This window comes from Woronichinia naegeliana WA131, from assembly GCA_025370055.1.
GTDB lineage: Bacteria > Cyanobacteriota > Cyanobacteriia > Cyanobacteriales > Microcystaceae > Woronichinia > Woronichinia naegeliana.
This window is the reverse complement of the sequence record CP073041.1, coordinates 532,930-548,557: the sequence shown is the minus strand read 5'-3', so window position 1 is coordinate 548,557 and position 15,628 is coordinate 532,930. Positions and strand designations below refer to the sequence as shown.

The window sequence follows — 15,628 nt, the reverse complement described above, 5'->3', positions numbered from 1 at the left end:
GAAAGAGGGATAATAGGATAGGTATGTTATAATCGTAAATATTAGATAGGCAGTCCCTCTCATTAGATAGTCTATCTTATGTAGTAATTAATACTATGAATCTAATTCCCAGAATCTATAACTCTTTTCACCCATTTAAACCTCTACCTGCGGGTGATCGCGCCTATGTTAATTGTAGTGAGGTGCGAGGAGATGAAAATATTTTTCAAGAAATTGGTAATACAATTTTGCTATCAGATGAGCCTACTTGTCAACTTTATACAGGTCATCGGGGTGTAGGAAAATCAACGGAATTATTGCGTCTTGAAGACTATTTAAACAAAAATGGTTGTTTTGTCGTCTATTTTCCCGCAACTGACGGAGATATTGATGAATTGGATGCTCAATATACCGATGTTCTCTTAGCTTGTACCCGTAATATTTTAGAAAAACTTAAAGACTATGCTGTTCCCAATTCTGTCTTAAAATGGTTACAGTCTCGGTGGGAAGAATTAAAAGATTTAGCTTTATCTGAAGTTGAATTTAGTCAACTCTCCATCGAATCTCAAATCAATGTTTTTGCCAAATTAACGGCGAGTTTACGGCGCATTCCAAGCACCCGCGAAACTATTAGAAAACAAGTTGAGTTATACAGTATTTCTTTAATTGACGCTTTAAATGAATTTATTGAAGTCGCTCAAAAGAAATTACCAAGTGAAAAGTCTAAATTAGTGGTTATTGCTGATAATTTAGATAGAATTATTCCTATAGATAAAGGTAATGGAAGAACTAGCCATGATGAGATTTTTATTAATTATAGTAGTCAGTTAACCTCTTTAAATTGTCACGTTGTTTATACTGTTCCTATTGCCTTGGCTTATTCTAGTCAGGCTACACAATTACGCAATATTTATGCTACACCTCAAATATTACCGATGATTATGGTAAAAGATCGTCATAATCAGTTATATATAAATGGCTTAAATAAAATGAAAGAAATTATTGAAAAAAGGGTGCATTTAATTGATCCAACAATCAACATAGATGCCCAAATTTTTGAAAAAGAAGCAACCCGCATTAACCTCTGTAAAATGACGGGTGGCCATGTTCGTGAAATGATGCTATTAATGCAAACTGCAATCCGTCAATCGGGTGGTTTACCCATTACAGAAAAGGCGGTTAATCGCGCTATTAATGAAGCTACGGATGCAACTTATCGCAGTTCAGTCGATTCAGAGGAATGGGAAAAATTGGCTCAAGTTTATCTATCTAAAAATCTTCCTAATGAGGAAGAATACCGTGATTTATTGTTCCGTCGTTGTGTATTGGAATACCGAGATTTTAATCAACAAGGTAATCCGGTACGCTGGTATGATGTGCATCCCTTACTAGAGGGAACTTCTGAGTTTCAAGAAGCTATAAAATTTATTAGACCATGACTAGACTGCTGACTCAATTTGATAAAACACTCAGAGAAGATGAACGGGAAACCTATTTAACTCTCAAGCTAGATTTAAGTTGGAGAGAAGGGTTTGGTATTTTATTTGTTCAATGTACTCCTGTTCAACAATCTTGGATTATTGAAAAAATCAAGCAAGATATATCAGATAAAAGTATTGATATTATAGAGATTAATCAATCAACTTATAACCTCTATGATCTAATTCAATCAAAAACCCAAGAAAAACCTATTGATATTTTATTAATTACAGGACTTGAGAAACCTTTAGAACCCTATATCAAAGCTATTATTAAGGAAAAGGAAAGATCTTATCAAGTAGCTAATTTTCCTCCATTGCTAAGTCATCTTAATTGGCAAAGAGAAAGATTTAGAGATGATTTTAATCTCTGTTTAGTTTTTCTGGTAAGAGAGTATATTTTAAAATATTTAGTTCGTCGTGCCCCTGATTTTTTCGATTGGCGTTCTGGAGTTTTTAAATTTCCTGTTGATAAATATGTTAATTTACTTCGATCTGATAATATTATCTTATCTTACCTAAATAAAGAAAATCAAGTAAAAAATCCAGATAAATCTTCTGTAAATTCTCAAGAATTGCCAGATATTACTAGAAATTATTTACCTTTTCTTCAAGAAATTTTAGAGGCTGAATATGAGAGTAATAGTGACCCTAAAGTAGTTTATCCTATCCTGCAACGGGGTCAACATCTGTTAGATAATACTTTTGCTCAACTGTTGCAACAATGGGCTAGAAATTTTTTTTCTGAAGGAAAGACAGAACAGGTGGCAGTTATTGCCGGGGTGATTCAAAATTTATGTATTGATATTACAAATTTTCCTTTGGGAAGTCGGGCTAATAATGTGGAAATTGCTATTACAGGCTATCAAACCCTTTTAGAAGTATATACCCGTGAAGCTTTTTCTGAATATTGGGCAATATTACAAAATAATCTGGGGAATGCTTATCTATATCGCATCAGAGGGGAAAGGGCAGATAATCTAGAGTTAGCCATCGCAGCTTATAACCTGTCATTAGAAGTTTATACTTGTGAAGCATTTCCTTATGAATGGGCAAGGACACAAAATAATCTGGGGTTAGCTTATAGTGATCGCATCAGAGGGGAAAGGGCAGATAATCTAGAGTTAGCCATCGCAGTTTATAACCTGTCATTAGAAGTTTATACCCGTGAAGCCTTTCCTCAAGATTGGGCGAGGACACAAAATAATCTGGGTGCTGCTTATAGGAATCGCATCAGAGGTGAAAGGGCAGATAATCTAGAGTTAGCCATCGCAGCTTATAACCTGTCATTAGAAGTTTATACCCGTGAAGCCTTTCCTGAACAATGGGCAACTATACAGAATAATCTCGCTACTGCTTACAGTAATAGAATCAGAGGCGATAAAGCTGATAATTTAGAAATTGCGATCGCTTGTTACCATCAAGCCCTTCGTGTGAGGACTTTTGACTCATTTCCTGTTGATTGGGCAGAAACACAAAATAATATCGCTCTTGCTTACTCATACAGAATCAGAGGCGATAAAGCTGATAATTTAGAAATGGCGATCGCTTGTTACCATCAAGCCCTTCATGTGAGGACTTTTGACTCATTTCCTGTTGATTGGGCAGAAACACAAAATAATCTTGCTACTGCTTATCGTGAAAGAATCAGAGGGGATAAAGCTGATAATTTAGAAATGGCGATCACTTGTTACCATCAAGCCCTTCATGTGAGGACTTTTGACTCATTTTCTGTTGATTGGGCAGAAACACAAAATAATCTTGCTACTGCTTATCGTGAAAGAATCAGAGGGGATAAAGCTGATAATTTAGAAATGGCGATCGCTTATTGCGAAAATGCCCTGAAAGTGAGAACTTTTTATGATTTTCCCCAAGATTGGGCAGAAACACAAAATAATCTCGCTAATGTGTACTTATACAGAATCAGAGGCGATAAAGCTAAAAATTTAGAAATGGCGATCGCTTATTTTAAAAATGCCCTGAAAGTGAGAACTTTTTATGATTTTCCCCAAGATTGGGCAGAAACACAAAATAATCTCGCTAATGCTTACGCTGACAGAATTAGAGGCGATAGATTTGAGAATTCAGAAAAAGCCATTAATTGTTATCATAATGCCCTCAAAATTTACACAGTAGAGGATTTGCCCCTTAAATGTTTAGAAACTGCTCACAATTTAGGCAAACTTCATTACAGTGAAAAGCAGTGGCAACCTGCCACAGAAGCTTATCATGTCGCCATTGAAGCGGTAGAAAATACGCTACTAGAGGCAACTAACCCCCAAAGTCGCCAAGAAACCCTCTCTAATGCTATTGATGTTTTTCATCGCATTGTACTGGCGCATCTTAAACTCAATCAACCGGAGAAAGCATTAGAATACATTGAACACAGTAAAGCGCGAAACCTTGTGGAATTGATGACGCAGAAAAATGTCAAACCGCAAGGGGTTAGTCAAGAAATAATTGAAAAACTCGATGAATTACGCCAACTATGGGTTAATGAACAAATCCGCTTACAAAGTCGCAGTATTAACCAGAATATCAGCATTAATGACAAATTAACCCCCTACATCTCTGATAATAGCCATCTCAGAGAATATCGGCAAGCTTGGGAAGACTTTATTGATCAAAAAATCACCCCTATTGATCCTAACTTCAAGCGGACTCAAATAGTTGAACCTATTCCCTTTGAGAATATTCAGGCTTTAACCGACGCTGAAACTTGTTTATTACAATGGTATATTACAGGTGAGAAAATATTAGCTTTTGTAGTGTCTGCTGATGGGGATATTAAATATTGGGAATCATCAGAGTATGATATGGATAAATTTATTGATGATGTTAATAATTATATTCAGCTTTACTACTATTATAAGGATGGCAAAAGAGAATGGATAAACCAACTTCCTAACCTCTTACAAACTTTTGCGGATACCCTTCACATTAATGATATTCTGGCACTCATTCCAGATACTTGTAACTGTTTAATTATTATTCCTCATCGTTATTTACATATCTTACCGATTCATGCCTTCCCTATTGAATATAACCACATTTTACAAGATAAATATAATGTTCAATATGCCCCTAGTTGTCAATTATTACAAATCCAAAAACAACGTCGATTTAATAAATTAACTCGCTTATTATCCATTCAAAACCTAACCAATGATTTAATATTTTCGGATCTAGAGGGTAACATTATTTCAACCTTCTTTTCTCACAGTGAAATTATTTCTCACGATAATGCTACTAAAACCAATGTTATTTCTTCCCTAAAATCTTCAGACATTGATTGTATTCATTTCTCTTGTCATAGTCAATTTAACCTAAATAATCCATTTGAATCTGCTTTATTATTATCTAACAGAGAATCTTTAACATTAGGCGAAATTTTTGAGCTAGACTTGAAACAAAATCCATTGATTGTTTTTTCAGCTTGTGAAACTGGATTAATTGATTTTCAATCTCCTAGTGATGAATGTCTTAGTATTTCCACTGCTTGTATTTTTGCAGGGAGTTCTAGTGTTATTAGTAGCCTATGGACTGTCAATGATTTAGCAACCACATTTTTAATGATTAAATTTTATGAGATTTTATTAAATAAAAATCAACAAATTTCTGTACCACTTGCTTTGAATAAAGCACAAAATTGGCTAAGAAATTTAACAATTGAAGAATTTAAACAGGAATTAGATAGATTACAACCTCAAATTTCATCTCAGTTTTCTCGAAGAAAAGGGTTGATTTTTAAAACATCAATTAAACAAATTTACCGCGATCACCCTTATCCTTTCGCCAACCCCTATTATTGGGCGGGTTTTATCGCTACAGGAGTTTAGTCATCGGTGGAAATTTGGCAAAACTTCTCCATTCCTTTTTCTTGAGTATAAAGTGCAATAGGAGCCAATAAAATCCCTGCCCCCTGGAGGACACATAAAAGCTCCCGCGATAAAATCTGTTAAAGGAGGTATAAGAGCAGGTAAATATTTTTCTCTCAACCTTTCATATTTCGGCTGACAGATGTAACCACGACATTTTTGGAGAACAATAACAAACCAACGCATATCAGCATTATCCTCCACTCCTTCGATACTGTTACGAGTCGCAATGGATTCAGCCGCATCGGCCAAATCTCCATCCCATTCTTCGATTACATCAAGTGCTGCCAAAAAATCAGAATTATCTGCTAGTTCAACGCGATACTTAGCAATTTGTTCTGATGTTAACTGGATTGTCTCTGTCATAGTCATTACCTTTGATAAGTTCCTTTTTCATATTATCCCATTGATTGCCCTTGAGAATAACAAACTACGATAAAAAAGCGATCGCTTTTTTATGGATGAGCGGTGATCATAGTTTACTCTCTCTTCTTCTAGCTTTGGCTGAATCTAAAAACCGAGAAACTATAAAAGTTCAATTGTAAAATTTTCCAAAATATTTTCACCCGAAATCGTTACTGGTAAATCTAAAACTTCCGCATCAAAATTAGGACGATAAATCTCAATTTGTCTGTTCTGACGATTGATTAACCAACCCAAACGACAACCATTGACTTGATACTCTCTCATTTTATAACGAACTTTTTCGAGAGCATCCCTGGGAGAAACTAACTCAATCACAAAATCAGGACAAAGCGGTAAAAACTTTTCTTGTTGTTCTAATGTTAGGGCTGCCCATCGAGATTTTTTAACCCAAGCAACATCAGGCGATCTAGTTGCACCATTGGGTAAAATGAACCCTGTCGAAGAATCAAAAACTTCGCCTAATTGATATTGTTGATTCCAAAGTTGTAACTGAAAATTTAACTGACTATTTTGCCGTCCTGTTTCTCCTCCCGTCGGTGGCATAATCACTAACTCTCCTTGCTCAGTTCGTTCTAACTTGAGGTCTGGATTGACCGCACAAAGCTCTTGAAATGTTTGATTGTTGAGTGTATAGAGAGGTTCTAACACTAGAGTAAGAGCCTTCATTGGTAATACTCCCCTGACTTTATAATGATGGTAAATGGTAATTTGGAGCGGTTAATTAAGGTATTATTTCTGTTAAATATTCTTTGCCCTTTCACCAATTGTAAAACTCATAGTAAATATTGCCTAAAGTTTCGTAGCTATCTCCCTGGTGTTGTGCTATTTTTTGCTCTAAAAACGCAGTTGCTTCTTCCTGGGATAATTCAGTGCGCTGCATAAAAGTTAGGATGCTCACTTTACCCTCACCTTGATTAATTAATTTATAGAAAATAGATTCTACATCTTTTTTCAGACTTTTTAGATAAAAATAGATAGAGAGAGATAAGGTCAAAGAAATGACAATACCAAACAAATGAAATCCAGGATTGCTGAACAGCGATTTGAGAAAATAAAATTCAAAGATACCAAAGAAGATCAACGTATTAAAGAAAACTGGTGTTGAGCCAATCTGTTCCTGTTCTGTCCGACCCTTTAATTTCACTAAACAGATCACATAGGCGATCGCTGTCAGTAAAAGATAAAAGATAAATTGCATGGTTGGCCCCATCTCCTGCCAGTGATTTTATCCTAGTTATGGATTCTACCATCGGGCATCATTGCTCCTTTAAAATTAGCTCCCATTAAGTTTGCACTCATTAAATCTGCTCTTAAAAGTGTCGCCTCGGTAAAATTTGCTCCGTTTAAATTTGCTCTAGCGAGAAAAGCCTCTGTCAACTCTGCTTCTGTGAAATTGGCTCCCGATAGATTAGCCCTGCTCAGATCAGCATTGTTCATTCGGGTTAACTTAAAATTCGCCTGACTCAAATTAGCTTGACTTAAACCCACATGGGTCATAATTGCCCCTTGAGCATTCACTCCCATTAACTCGGCATAGGGCATTCTAACTCTAACAAAGGTAGCATTAATTAAGTTTGCACCCACCAATTTTGCGCCCGATAAATTGGCATCGTTTAAAAATGCTCCTTTGAGATTGGCATTAGTTAAATCTGCTTTTTGAAGATCGGCACTCCTCAGATTTGTCCCTTGCAGATTGGCTCCACTCAGATTAGCTCGACTCAGATCCACACCTTTCATATTGGCTCCTTGTAAATCAGCTTTGACAAGGTTGATGGCCTGCAAATTAGTATAGTAACTTTTCTTTTCCTGACGCATATTGGCCCCACGCAGACAAGCTCCGGTCAAAATTGCCCCACTTAAATCGGCTCCCCGCAAATCGGCTCCAATTAAATTAGCATCCGTCAATATTGCCAAGGTGCCATCACTATCTCGTAGAATCGCATTTTGCATTAAGGCTCCATGAAGCATAGCATTCCTTAAATCGGCTCCACTCAAATCGGCTTGGTTTAAACTCGCTCCACTCAAATTGGCTCCGGCCAGATTGGACTGGGATAAATTAGCTCGATTCAAATAGGCAAAGAGAAAATTCGCCCCGTAGAGATTGGATTCCGAAAAAATAATTTCGATTAAATCGGCTCCACCGAGGTTAATACCCTGAAGTTTTAGCCCTCCAAAGTTTCTTTCACCTTGATGGTAGGCCTTGAGCAATTCATTGTTTTGCATCACAACCTCTTGATTAAGATGGACAAACGGATTTTAGAGTTTGGAGAAGCGCGGCGACACTTTGAGTATAGTCTTCTGAGTTCTTGAGAGATGCTACTTGGCGATGGAGTTTTCGGTCAATGTCACCAATGGACTGCCTGCTGAGGATAACTTGTTCTATTAAATCATCTAACCCATAACTTCTGAGGGTTGACCAATCCTGACCACTATTATCCCAGGGATGACAACAGATAGAAAAGAGTAGGATCTTAGCCCGTAAAGGATTGGTATTCTGCATGATCTCTAAACGCAATTCAAAAAGATTGTAGTCCTTGGGAATGGCGATCGCGTCCTTAGATTGCCCACCTTTTGACGATTCTAAAACAGTGACAGATGATTCATCTGGATTGGAACGCGGAAATTCAATAATCGCTGTTGCTTCATGGGATGGAGAAGATTGACGGATCGATAAATTCTCCACCGGTCGGATTATGGTACTTAGGGTAGAGGCATTTTCATTTTCCTCCTCATCAATTACTTCAGCCAGTTCTTCGTAGAGACAATCCATCTGTTTTAAAATCAGATTTGCGATCGCCTGATAAAGAGACGCTTTATTAATATTCTGGACAATGGCATTAAAACCAAATTGCAGTTCTCCTTTAGTGGGAAAAGTCTTACGCAGATCGGCCACCAAATGGGTAAACCCATAATTGTCAATTGTATTCAGGTCATTTTCCCAATAACCTCTACCCACTGCAAACATCAATTTTTTAATCCGCACTTGTTCCGAATGCTGGGCCAAGGTTTGAGTAATCCGTTCCGCTAAAAAGTTGGGATCAAGAACCGTCGTCTGGGGGGAGAGCGGCGGTGATAAACCACATTGGGTAACAGAACTGTTCGCTTTAACCTCAACATCAATCGTATTGGGCGGAACTTGGCCTTCCGTTAGTCTTTCTGCATAGATTGGCTCCATTTGATCGAGAATCACCTTCGCCACTACCGTATAAATCCCCTGACGGTTAAGGGTTTTAACCAATTTGTACATCGAAAAGGTTAACTGTTCCTTCGTCGGTCTAATTTGCACTAGCTCCTGAAGTAGCTGTTGAAGCGGAATACTGTTGAGAACATTCGGATCATTTTCCCAATACTTTTTACAGAGACAGAAAATTAGCTTCTGGATTCTCTGAGTTTCGTCGTGCTGTTCTAAATAGCGAGCCGCTTGGGCTAATAAGTCAGGTGATAAGGACATGATTTCCTCGGTCAGATCTAAAACAGATCAAGTCAACTCCCTAGGACAGGTTAGGGCTGTTTCATTCTAACAAATCACAAAGCCTGAACCACCTTTTGTCAAGCCATCTTTGCCCCTTTGTAATGAATAAAAAGCCTAATCCTCTGAAAAGATTAAGAGCTATAGTTTGGAGAATTGACAAATTACTAATAGCTTGAAAGTCAGTTAAAGGAAGAGTATCTTGTGGTGTGTTTATTTTTTGCAGCTTTATTTGTTGATTGTTTTGAATTGTTTAGCCTTTCTACTTGCTGTTTTTTAAGTTTGTCAACCATTTCTTTTTCAATTTTATCACTAATCAGACTAAATCCAAGCATAGGAAAATACTGTGTTTTTGTAATATTATACTTGTTTATTTGCGTTAGAATTTGTTAATTGTCTTCATCTACTATTTTAAAGTAAATTGACATCATTTCTGATGCAGTATTGAACTCATATTTTTATTGTTTATTGAGCCAATCGCAAGCACCTTTTCGCCATTTTTAAGAGTCTCTAAATCGTCTGTAATACTCACTTTTATTTCACCACCAGTTTTAATTTCTTTAAAAACATCTTGAACCTTTCTAACATCCATAGCAGAAACAGATAGATGTAAATTCGACAAAGACTTGTAAATAATCTCGTAGTTATCTGTTTTTCTTTTGTTAATCCTTATTGTTCCAAATCCTTCGATATCAATGTCATGTTCACGGATTTCTTCGGAAATAGAGTCTTTTTGATGCTCAACTAGAAGAAAGTTTTTTCTAATTCTCTCTGCATTTTTTGAGTTAGGTTCTATACACATAAAAATAGTTTTTAGAATATTTTTTATATTTACATCACTAATACTGTATCCAATAAATATAATAGGATTATGAATAAATAGAGATAAAAGTTGCGCTCTTATCAATTCATATCTTTTGTCAAAGCGTTCATAGTCTTCTTCCGTAATAATAATATTTTGAATGTCTGAAACACAACCATGTATTTTATAGACGGATCCATAAGGGTTACTTAACAAAATATTGTTCCCAATTACCAATTAAAGGATTAAATTCAAATACACTTTCAATAAATTTGTCATAGTTTGTTGTAATGATTGAGCCGATATTCTTGCGTATTTTTTTGAGTTCAGCGATCTCCTCTACCATATCTTCCTTGAAATCAATCGAAGATAATAGTTCCGATATGTAGATTTTAAATCTACTTATGTTAATATCTTTTTCCATGTTCTTGTAAAAAAAATCGTATTAATCTTTTCAAATACATCATTGCTTTCATTATTTTTTAATTGGTTGTTAAAATCTTCCTCCAATAGAGATGCTATTTTTTCAAATTTATACTTTCCATTTTCTTGGCAAGATGATTTTATATCCAAATAATATCTATCATTCCCTTTTAGATCATGAGCGATTTTGCTTAACAAATCATTCCACCTATATGAATTTTTGAGGTATCTTAAGGACATCCCCGTTCCAATGAAGAGTACGGGATGATTTTGTAATTTGAAATAAATTCATTAATGTTCATATTTATGTCAATTTAGTTATTTTTAAACATGAAATACCAAATGATCTAAGGCTCTCGTGTTGTTATCCATTACAAGTCTAACCTAAAGAGAGCCTTTAAAATGATCGCTTAGAACAAATCTAAATCTGTTACGGCTCCCAAGCTACTGGAAGAAACTAACTTTGCATACTTGCCTAAAATCCCTTTTGTATAACGGGGGTTAGGAGCTTGCCAATTGGCACGACGTTGGGCTAATTCTCCCTCACTAATATTCAACTGCAAAAGCCGTTTGGCTGCATCAATGGTGATCGAATCCCCTTCCTTAATCAGGGCAATATTGCCACCAACAAAGGCTTCTGGGGCAACGTGACCAACCACCATGCCATAGGTTCCGCCCGAAAAACGACCATCGGTAATCAGACCAACCGAATCCCCTAAACCTGCACCAATAATCGCAGAAGTGGGAGCCAACATTTCGCGCATCCCTGGCCCACCTTTGGGGCCCTCATAACGGACAACAATTACATCACCTGCTTGAATTTTGTTCGCTAAAATTGCCGCTAAACAATCTTCTTCCGACTCAAAAACCCTAGCAGGGCCAGTGATTTGGGGATTTTTAACACCGCTAATTTTGGCAACAGAACCCTCGATCGCCAGATTACCTTTAAGGACTGCTAAGTGACCTTCTTGATAAACAGGATTGCTCCAGGGACGAATGACATCTTGATTGGCTAGGGGTTCTTCAGGAATATCTTTTAATACCTCTGCCACTGTTTGACCTGAAATGGTGAGTGCATCGCCGTGTAATAAGCCATGGACTAACAGCATTTTCATCACCTGGGGAATACCGCCCGCCTGATGCAAATTCGTTGCGACATATTTTCCCGAAGGTTTCAAATCACACAACACAGGCACTTTGTGGCGAATGGTTTCAAAATCGTCCAGATTAAGTTCAACTCCCATCGTTTGAGCGATCGCCAATAGATGTAATACAGCGTTAGTGGAACCGCCGATCGCCATGATTACAGCGATCGCATTTTCAAAGGCTTTACGGGTCAGGATTTGACTGGGCAGAATTTGTTTACGAATCGCTTCTACCAGCACTTTTGCCGACTCTTCCGTACTATCCGCTTTTTCGGCATCTTCGGCAGCCATAGTGGAAGAATAGGGTAAACTCATCCCCATCACTTCAAAGGCGGAAGACATGGTATTGGCGGTAAACATTCCCCCGCAGGAACCCGCCCCAGGACAGGCATTACGCTCGATACCGTAGAGCGTTTCTTCCGAAATTTTACCTGCACTAAATTGACCGACGGCTTCAAATGAACTGACAACGGTTAAATCTTTGCCTTCGTAGTGACCTGGCTTAATCGTGCCTCCATAGACAAAAATGGCGGGGATATTCATACGGGCGATCGCAATCATTGCCCCAGGCATATTTTTATCACAACCGCCGATCGCAATTACACCGTCCATACTTTGCCCATTGCAAGCGGTTTCAATGGAGTCGGCAATCACTTCACGGGAAACCAGGGAATATTTCATCCCTTCTGTTCCCATGGAAATGCCATCGCTAATGGTGATTGTCCCGAACATTTGGGGCATGGCTCCCGCCTGCTTTAAACCCAATTCAGCCCGTTTTGCCAGATCGTTAATACCCATGTTGCAGGGGGTAATGGTACTGTAACCGTTGGCAACCCCGACAATGGGCTTCGTAAAATCATCATCGCCAAAACCAACAGCCCGTAACATGGCACGGTTGGGACTACGTTGAGTTCCCTGGGTAACGACCCGACTTCTCAAATTTTCTGACATAGGGTTCTCCCTGTTAGAGCAAACTAGAGGCACACAGAAAACGGAGTTAACCGAAGTTAAACAGTGTCAACTGCTTTATATTCGCTCCCTGATTGACCGATGGAGGCTTGCGCTTCCTTGGTTCTAGGGTCTGGGACTTGCCTTTGTCCGTTGTCGCTTCTAGTAATTGACCCTGCAAAGGAGCCAAATTATCCAAAAACTTCCGAGTCCGTTCTACCAGAATGCTTTCTTAAAAACTCAAGAAAACGGGGGATTTCAATATTCCCCATCCTTGCAGGACACTTTCGGCAATATTGGTATTTGAGTGCAATACGACCCCATTATCTTTGATAAACTGCTCCCCAGGGCGAGCCTCTGTAAGAGTCCCGAACTGAGAACCGAGTTGTGACGTATAAGCACTTGTTAATCCCAACAATCGCGCAACCTACGCGAATTGAAGATTGACAACGATTATAGCAAAAAGTGGGAAGTGCCTATCAGCAAAAATCTTTTGAGGCTTATTGTTTTACTCTGATTAACCCCGTTAAACTACGTTATTCCGTGATTAGATGATTCGACTATATCTATTGTCAAACGTTTTTTGTCCTTTGTTCAAGGAAAATTCGGCGATCGCCAATCCTAACCCACGTTCAGCAGGTTATGAAGACAAAAAATAATATTTGTGGGAAGAGGAGCCAAGAAATGGCAAAATAAGCGATTCTCTGGTAGTGTTCTGAATCTGTGGAAACACATTTATTATTCGTTCCTGATTCCGCAAGAGTTTGTGTCTGAGGTAAAATAAAGGAAAAGAGAAGTGGAGAGAAAAAAGAATGTCATCAAGAAAGAAAAGAGGTATAGCAGGAGACAAAACAATCTGTCTCCCGATAGAGGAAGGAGTAGAGTATGAAGACCTAGTACGAAGTCCGAAGGAGTATCGAGCTTACCTAGATAAAATGAGGGAGAAATATCCAGAAATATTCCCCGAAGTAATGGAGAAAGGCTATAAATTACAAGGTTTGGTTAACTCAAAGCGTCAGAAGCTGACAACAAGACGAATAAGATTAAAGAGCAATAAAGAAGCCTATCAAATTTCGACTTTGTGATGCCGTAAGCTGTTGAGCATCTAAACTGCATTGACAGCGTTACCTTTTTTTTTTAGCTTCCGCCCCCAATTGATAACTAGCTCTCCCTGATTTAGTAATCGGTTAAGCAATTCTTCTAGTTCTTCTATTGATTTAAATAGGCGATTGGCAATAAACTCTTTTGCTGAATGCCATACTAACTCTATTAAGTTATAGTCTGGACTATACTCTGGTAAAAACTCTATTATTAAATTTGGCATTTTCTCTTTTATTTTCTCTAGAAACTCTTTCTTTTTATGAATACTTGCATTGTCTAATATAATTACTATTTTTGGACCTTTTATTTCAAATTCCTCTATTTTATTACCATGCTCTGCCCATTCCATTTTTATGTCTTCATAAAATCCCTCCAACACCTTGAAAAAATTTTCTCCTGTTCCTTTTTCTAGAAATTCTACTCGTGTTTTTTTATCTGAGAATCTCAACGCTCCCATTACATTTACTCTCCCTTTTCTTCTGTTTCCTTTTACTTTCTTTCTTTTTCCTTTTTTGCTCCAATTTTTACGTCTTAACACCCTCAAACTAAATCCAGATTCATCCCAAAACCATATCTGGAGACGCTCTGGTGACTCTTTTGCTATTTTTAAATATTCATAAAATTTTTCTTTAAATAGGGTCTGCTGAAAAAGTCCACAAAACGAACCTAGATGCCACAGGAGGCGAAAAATGGTGACTTCAGAGAGTTGTTTCCAATTTCAACCCCCAGTTTTCCAACGACGTGCATGGGCTTTGAGCCTCCAAAGGCCATAACCTTGCACCTGATCGTTTTTAAAATGCTTGAAAGCATTATCTGGCAAGGGTTCTATACTTATTCAGCAAGCCCTATTTATGGGTAGGGAATAAGAATGGTGTCCAAATCCAGATTATTTGCACTTTGATTTTCTATACGGTCTTAAATCAATTGGTAGGGGAAGTGGCGATTGCTCTAAATCAACCGAAAGAAAAAATCTCAGTAGAGATGGTGTTTCGGAGTCTATACTATGTAGCGAAGGCTATTGCTAGAGGAGAAAAGCCTGATACAGTAACCTATCTGGCTGAACGTGCTAAGTTATTTGGTTTGGTCAAAGCTGAGAGAAAGCGACATCGAGAAAAGGCCGCTCTCAATCAGCAAATTTGGGAACCCATTCCTTTAAGTTGACACCAATGACTACCATCCCATGGCTATCCTAGTGAACGAATTGCTCAACTAGCCCTCCAACATCAAGCCCAAATGATTTTTCTCCAAAGTCCACCCAGTCTGCTTTTGCCTAAATTCCTTGCCGCTAAACTTGCCTCTTCTCCAAACCCTGATATGCTTACTTTGTCCTCATAGTCATTACCTTATCTGGCATCCATAAACTTCGCACTGTCCAGGTGTGAATATGACAAGGCGTTATGCGTTACGGGATGACCAATGGGAAAGAATCAAAGAGCTATTGCCTGGAAAAGAGGGAGATGTGGGAGTAACGGCTAAAGATAATCGTTAAATCCCCCAATACTGGGGGACTTAATCCGTTTTATACTCTTTTCCCCCAAAAGTTGGGGGCCAGGGGCAAAAAATTTGATTTCTCAAAAGTGGATGGGGTCTAGCATTATAAAGTGGTTATATTTAACCGCTACTTTAATCAACAAATCATGACAAAAACGCCTCGTATTAAAATTCCAGACTCCGTTCGAGACTACGTTTTTCAACGCGATCGCTATCAATGTCAAAGCTGCGGTCGGCAACAGGGAGAAGTTAGCTTGCAAGTGGATCATATTATTTCGCTGGCCCAGGGTGGCAGTAATGATTTGAGTAACCTACAAACCCTCTGTCAAGCCTGTAATCGTCGTAAAGGTTCTAACCATGACTCCCGTTTTCGTCGCCGTTTTACCTAGTCTGAAAAACCCAATTAATTTTTCAATTTCTGTTAGGATGCAACCTTACAGCATTTTTCACTTTGGTGAGGTTTCTACCAGTTTTGCTAACAAGGGGCT

At 38.0% G+C, this 15,628-nt stretch carries 12 protein-coding genes and 4 pseudogenes; 6 read left to right on the top strand and 10 right to left on the bottom strand.

What is annotated here, in order from left to right; translation table 11 throughout:
* The first annotated feature begins 95 nt into the window (after window positions 1-95).
* Together KA717_02885 and KA717_02880 are read left to right on the top strand one after the other, a co-directional pair.
* Window positions 96-1,418 carry an ATP-binding protein gene (locus KA717_02885; protein ID UXE61891.1) on the top strand — a complete coding sequence of 441 codons (1,323 nt, stop codon included), beginning with the start codon at window positions 96-98 and terminating at the stop codon, window positions 1,416-1,418.
* A complete protein-coding gene (locus tag KA717_02880; GenBank protein UXE61890.1) occupies window positions 1,415-5,296 on the top strand; it encodes a CHAT domain-containing protein in 3,882 nt (1,293 codons plus the stop codon). Before KA717_02885 ends, KA717_02880 begins: the two co-directional genes overlap by 4 nt.
* Here the strand turns inward: KA717_02880 and KA717_02875 are convergent, their stop codons facing one another.
* The 9 genes and pseudogenes from KA717_02875 to ilvD form a co-directional block, all read right to left on the bottom strand.
* Window positions 5,297-5,707 (bottom strand): hypothetical protein, encoded by a 411-nt coding sequence (locus tag KA717_02875; GenBank protein ID UXE61889.1) that lies wholly within the window; start codon window positions 5,705-5,707, stop codon window positions 5,297-5,299. It lies immediately after the preceding gene.
* A gap of 153 nt (window positions 5,708-5,860) precedes the next feature.
* Entirely contained in the window at window positions 5,861-6,427 is a 567-nt protein-coding gene (locus tag KA717_02870; GenBank protein UXE61888.1) for a Uma2 family endonuclease, read from the bottom strand.
* A gap of 91 nt (window positions 6,428-6,518) precedes the next feature.
* Entirely contained in the window at window positions 6,519-6,959 is a 441-nt protein-coding gene (locus tag KA717_02865; GenBank protein ID UXE61887.1) for a hypothetical protein, read from the bottom strand.
* Window positions 6,960-6,991: 32 nt separating this feature from the next.
* On the bottom strand, window positions 6,992-7,984 hold the full coding sequence (locus tag KA717_02860; protein UXE64537.1) for a pentapeptide repeat-containing protein: 993 nt from the start codon (window positions 7,982-7,984) through the stop codon (window positions 6,992-6,994).
* A gap of 13 nt (window positions 7,985-7,997) precedes the next feature.
* A complete protein-coding gene (locus KA717_02855; protein UXE61886.1) occupies window positions 7,998-9,212 on the bottom strand; it encodes a hypothetical protein in 1,215 nt (404 codons plus the stop codon).
* A gap of 61 nt (window positions 9,213-9,273) precedes the next feature.
* Window positions 9,274-9,420 (bottom strand): annotated as a pseudogene (locus tag KA717_02850) (ISAs1 family transposase).
* 237 nt (window positions 9,421-9,657) lie between these two features.
* Window positions 9,658-10,248 (bottom strand): SIR2 family protein, encoded by a 591-nt coding sequence (locus tag KA717_02845; GenBank protein UXE61885.1) that lies wholly within the window; start codon window positions 10,246-10,248, stop codon window positions 9,658-9,660.
* 186 nt (window positions 10,249-10,434) lie between these two features.
* Window positions 10,435-10,695: a hypothetical protein gene (locus KA717_02840; protein UXE61884.1), complete on the bottom strand. Its 261-nt coding sequence runs from the start codon at window positions 10,693-10,695 to the stop codon at window positions 10,435-10,437.
* A 170-nt stretch (window positions 10,696-10,865) separates the two neighbouring features.
* Complete coding sequence (gene ilvD / locus KA717_02835; protein UXE61883.1) at window positions 10,866-12,551, bottom strand: dihydroxy-acid dehydratase; 1,686 nt, start codon at window positions 12,549-12,551, stop codon at window positions 10,866-10,868.
* Between the two features lie 809 nt (window positions 12,552-13,360).
* Here ilvD and KA717_02830 point away from each other — a divergent pair.
* Window positions 13,361-13,633: a hypothetical protein gene (locus KA717_02830; GenBank protein ID UXE61882.1), complete on the top strand. Its 273-nt coding sequence runs from the start codon at window positions 13,361-13,363 to the stop codon at window positions 13,631-13,633.
* Window positions 13,634-13,653: 20 nt separating this feature from the next.
* On the opposite strand, the pseudogene KA717_02825 reads toward KA717_02830, so the two are convergent.
* Window positions 13,654-14,283 (bottom strand): annotated as a pseudogene (locus tag KA717_02825) (IS630 family transposase).
* Window positions 14,284-14,495: 212 nt separating this feature from the next.
* Between KA717_02825 and KA717_02820 the strand changes: the two are divergent.
* The 3 genes and pseudogenes from KA717_02820 to KA717_02810 all read left to right on the top strand — a co-directional run bounded on the left by KA717_02820 (window position 14,496) and on the right by KA717_02810 (window position 15,529).
* Window positions 14,496-14,810 (top strand): annotated as a pseudogene (locus KA717_02820) (IS4 family transposase).
* Between the two features lie 223 nt (window positions 14,811-15,033).
* Window positions 15,034-15,135, top strand: a pseudogene (locus KA717_02815) (IS5/IS1182 family transposase).
* 115 nt (window positions 15,136-15,250) lie between these two features.
* Window positions 15,251-15,529 (top strand): HNH endonuclease, encoded by a 279-nt coding sequence (locus KA717_02810; protein UXE61881.1) that lies wholly within the window; start codon window positions 15,251-15,253, stop codon window positions 15,527-15,529.
* Window positions 15,530-15,628: the final 99 nt, after the last annotated feature.